The 3,452-nt window shown below is 39.5% G+C and carries 3 protein-coding genes; all 3 read right to left on the bottom strand.

What is annotated here, in order from left to right:
• Nucleotides 1-63: 63 nt before the first annotated feature.
• The gene (locus tag LMU01S_RS09670; RefSeq protein WP_004049440.1) at nucleotides 64-312 is read right to left on the bottom strand and encodes a type B 50S ribosomal protein L31; all 249 of its coding nucleotides are present in this window, start codon (nucleotides 310-312) and stop codon (nucleotides 64-66) included.
• A 191-nt stretch (nucleotides 313-503) separates the two neighbouring features.
• Nucleotides 504-1,799, bottom strand: a complete 1,296-nt coding sequence (gene rho / locus LMU01S_RS09665; RefSeq protein ID WP_056957879.1) for a transcription termination factor Rho — start codon at nucleotides 1,797-1,799, stop codon at nucleotides 504-506.
• Nucleotides 1,800-1,823: 24 nt separating this feature from the next.
• Nucleotides 1,824-3,104: a UDP-N-acetylglucosamine 1-carboxyvinyltransferase gene (gene murA, locus LMU01S_RS09660; RefSeq protein WP_056957876.1), complete on the bottom strand. Its 1,281-nt coding sequence runs from the start codon at nucleotides 3,102-3,104 to the stop codon at nucleotides 1,824-1,826.
• Nucleotides 3,105-3,452 lie beyond the last annotated feature (348 nt).

The raw sequence follows: 3,452 nt of genomic DNA, 5'->3' as shown, positions 1-3,452 counted from the left end.
TTCCGGCTAGGCGTCATTAAAATAAAAAAGCCACGGTCAAAACCGTAGCTTTCATGAAATATCTTAGTTTGTAAAACCGTATTTCTTGTTGAAGCGATCCACACGACCATCGGCTTGTGTGAATTTTTGCTTACCTGTGTAGAATGGGTGTGAGTCGCTGGAGATTTCCACACGAATCAATGGGTATGTGTTGCCGTCTTCCCATTCAATTGTTTCTTCAGTTGTCTTTGTTGAACCAGACAAGAACTTGTAACCTGTAGCTGAGTCCATAAAAACAACTTTGTGATAATCTGGATGGATTCCTTGTTTCATTCTAATTTCGCTCCTTTGCCCTGATCCATTTGCTGGGTCAGAGTTATTTTCGTGTTATACAACAAATAACATAATAACATGAATCTAAATTTGTTGCAATTAGCTTTTACGATTTTTATCATCTAAACAAAAGAGGACCTGTAAACATTGGCTCTAAATATAGGTCTATAAATCTATACTAAATTCGTTATTTATCGCCGATTTGATAATTCGAGTTGATCGATCTGGGCACAAAAATCTGCATTACTCTTAGTTTGACGTAGGATCTTCAAGATCTGTTCAGTATCTTTCAAAATATCATCGCTCATCGCTCGCCGCAACTTCCAGATCGCTTCAAGTTCATCGTCAGAAAGCAACAGCTCTTCTTTACGTGTTCCGGATTTTTTGAGATCAACGGCAGGAAAGATCCGTCTTTCAGATAATAAGCGACTCAATTGCAATTCTTGATTACCAGTCCCCTTAAACTCTTCAAAAATAATATCGTCCATCCGACTACCTGTATCAACTAAGGCTGTCGCTAAGATCGTCAAACTTCCACCTTCTTTGACATTTCGGGCTGCTCCAAAGAATTTTTTGGGACGATATAAGGCTGTTGGATCTAACCCACCAGATAGCGTTTTTCCACTAGCAGGCTCCACTAAGTTATAAGCCCGTGCTAAACGCGTCAACGAGTCTAACAAAATGATCACATCTTGTTTATCTTCGACCAAACGCATCGCTCTTTCTAAGACTAGTTCCGAGATATGCACATGATTTTCTGGACGCTGATCAAAAGTTGAATAAACGACCTCACTAGTTGGATTGATCTTGGCCAAATATTCTTCTAAGTCAGTAACTTCTTCTGGACGTTCATCGATCAATACAACTAAAAGTTTAGCTTGCGGGTGATTTTTTGAGATCCCAGCAGCGATATCTTTTAAAAATGTCGTTTTCCCTGCTTTAGGTGGGGCTACGATCAAACCACGTTGGCCAAAACCGATCGGCGAAAAAAGATCGATCACTCGCGTCGACAACTTCTTTTGCTCATATTCCAAAAGCAAACGTCGATCAGGATATTTAGCCGTTAATGCTGGGAAATGCGGCCTGCCCTTTGCTTCTTCTGGACTTTTACCGTTGACAGAATCAATATAAAGCATCCCATAGCGATCATTGGCCACATTTTGCCGTGGAGGGCGAACTTTGCCCACGACTTCATCGCCGTTCCGAAGCCCAAAACGTTTGATCTGCGAAGCTGAAACATAAATATCTTCTTTTGACTGACTGTAATTTAACGGTCGCAAAAAGCCATATCCACCTTCATCATAAAAGATCTCCAAAACACCTTTCATCACAAAACTGGACTCTTCTGCTTGGGCACGAATGACGGCCAACGACAACTCTTTTTTGTTCATTTGGCTATAATATTTTATCTTATATTTCCGTGCGTATTCATATATTTCTTTTAAAGTCTTTTTTTGTAAGTCTTCTAAAGTTTGCATTTCTGACATGCGCTCGCCTCTATCGTAATTATTTTAAAAATCTAGTGTTTCACTCTCAGTGATAACTTTCAGATCCACATTTAACCCGCGGAATTTTTCAACGATCCGATCATACCCACGTAAAATGTTATCTGCCTTGGTGATCGTTGTCGTACCCTCTGCCATTAAAGCCAAACCTAACAATGATACACCGGCTCTGATCTCGCCTGCTTCTACCGTTGTACCGCTCAAATTCTTAGCATGACCGATCGTGATCACACCATTTTGACTGGAGATCTTAGCTCCCATTTTTTGCATTTCAGGAATATGCTTAGTTCTTTGCGGATAAAGCGTATCAATAATAGTTGACTTGCCCTTAGCTTTCATCAAAAGTGGCGTTAAAGGTTGCTGTAAATCGGTGGCTAAACCTGGGAAAGGTGCTGTTTTGACACTAACTGGCGCTAAAAGGTCGCCCCCGGGAACATAGATCTTATCCTCATCGATCTCAAGGGTCACGCCCATTTCTTGCATCTTAGCAATAAATGGATCCAAATGCTCAGTGATCACATTTTTCACTAAGACCCCTTTACCGTTGGCCGCTGCAAATGACAAATATGTTCCCGCTTCGATCCGATCGGGAATGATCGTATGAATATTTTGCGCTTTTAAGCTATCAACACCTTGTACGCGGATCACATCCGTGCCAGCTCCACGGATCTTAGCCCCCATGTTATTTAAAAAGGTTGCTAGATCAACGATCTCTGGTTCACGAGCAACATTTTCCATGATCGTTGTCCCTTTAGCTTTGACTGCAGCTAATAAAACATTGATCGTTGCACCAACAGAAACTAGATCAAAGAAGATCCGTGCACCTTGTAAACCTTCTGGACCAGTAGTAATGTAAACCGTATCATCTTTTTCAACAACTTTTGCTCCTAAAGCTTTAAAGCCCTTGATGTGTTGGTCGATCGGACGTGGCCCGATATTATCGCCCCCGGGAAATCCTACTACAGCCTTACCGAATTTTCCAAGCAAAGCGCCCATAAAATAATAAGAAGCTCGCAAACTACGAATAGCTCCACCGGGTAGTGGAGTGGATTCGATCATTGTTGGATCAACGGTAAGTTTTCCTCGGTTATAAAATGATTTTACATTCATTGATTTTAAAATCAACATTAAGTTATGCACATCTAAAATATCAGGAACCGAATCAAATTCAACAGGTGTATCAGCTAAAATGGAAGCTGGAATAAGAGCTACAGTACTATTTTTGGCTCCGCCGATCGTCACTTCCCCTGACAATTTTTGCGAACCCTTGACAATCATTTTTTTCATTTTGTTAAATTCCTCACTAAATCAATTAAATAAATATATATATATCTTTTCGAATCATCATCAAATAGTCTGCGCAGATCATTAAATAGTAAACAATGCGCCATATTGAATTTTACAGGATAAAAGCTAATGTTTCAATGTAAATTAGTGCTTTATCAGGGAATATCTTAGTTAGTTTTTTAAATCACACTAAAACAGCATTACAATTAAAAAAATATTTCAAATTGCAATGCTAAAAATCAAGGCACCTGATCAATGCATATTCAAACATCCATAGTATTAATTATACTATAACTCCATGATTATAGAAATTTAAGCTAGCACACAAAAAAAAGCACCTCAAATCGT

Source organism: Ligilactobacillus murinus DSM 20452 = NBRC 14221, assembly GCF_001591685.1.
Taxonomy (GTDB): domain Bacteria; phylum Bacillota; class Bacilli; order Lactobacillales; family Lactobacillaceae; genus Ligilactobacillus; species Ligilactobacillus murinus.
Note: the sequence above shows the minus strand (reverse complement) of the source record. Positions and strands in the feature narration are given on the sequence as shown.

Excerpts from the sequence above, each read along its gene's own strand:
- LMU01S_RS09670 (WP_004049440.1), bottom strand. The coding sequence starts at position 312 with ATGAAACAAGGAATCCATCCAGATTATCACAAAGTTGTTTTTATGGAC.
- rho (WP_056957879.1), bottom strand. The coding sequence starts at position 1,799 with ATGTCAGAAATGCAAACTTTAGAAGACTTACAAAAAAAGACTTTAAAA.
- murA (WP_056957876.1), bottom strand. The coding sequence starts at position 3,104 with ATGAAAAAAATGATTGTCAAGGGTTCGCAAAAATTGTCAGGGGAAGTG.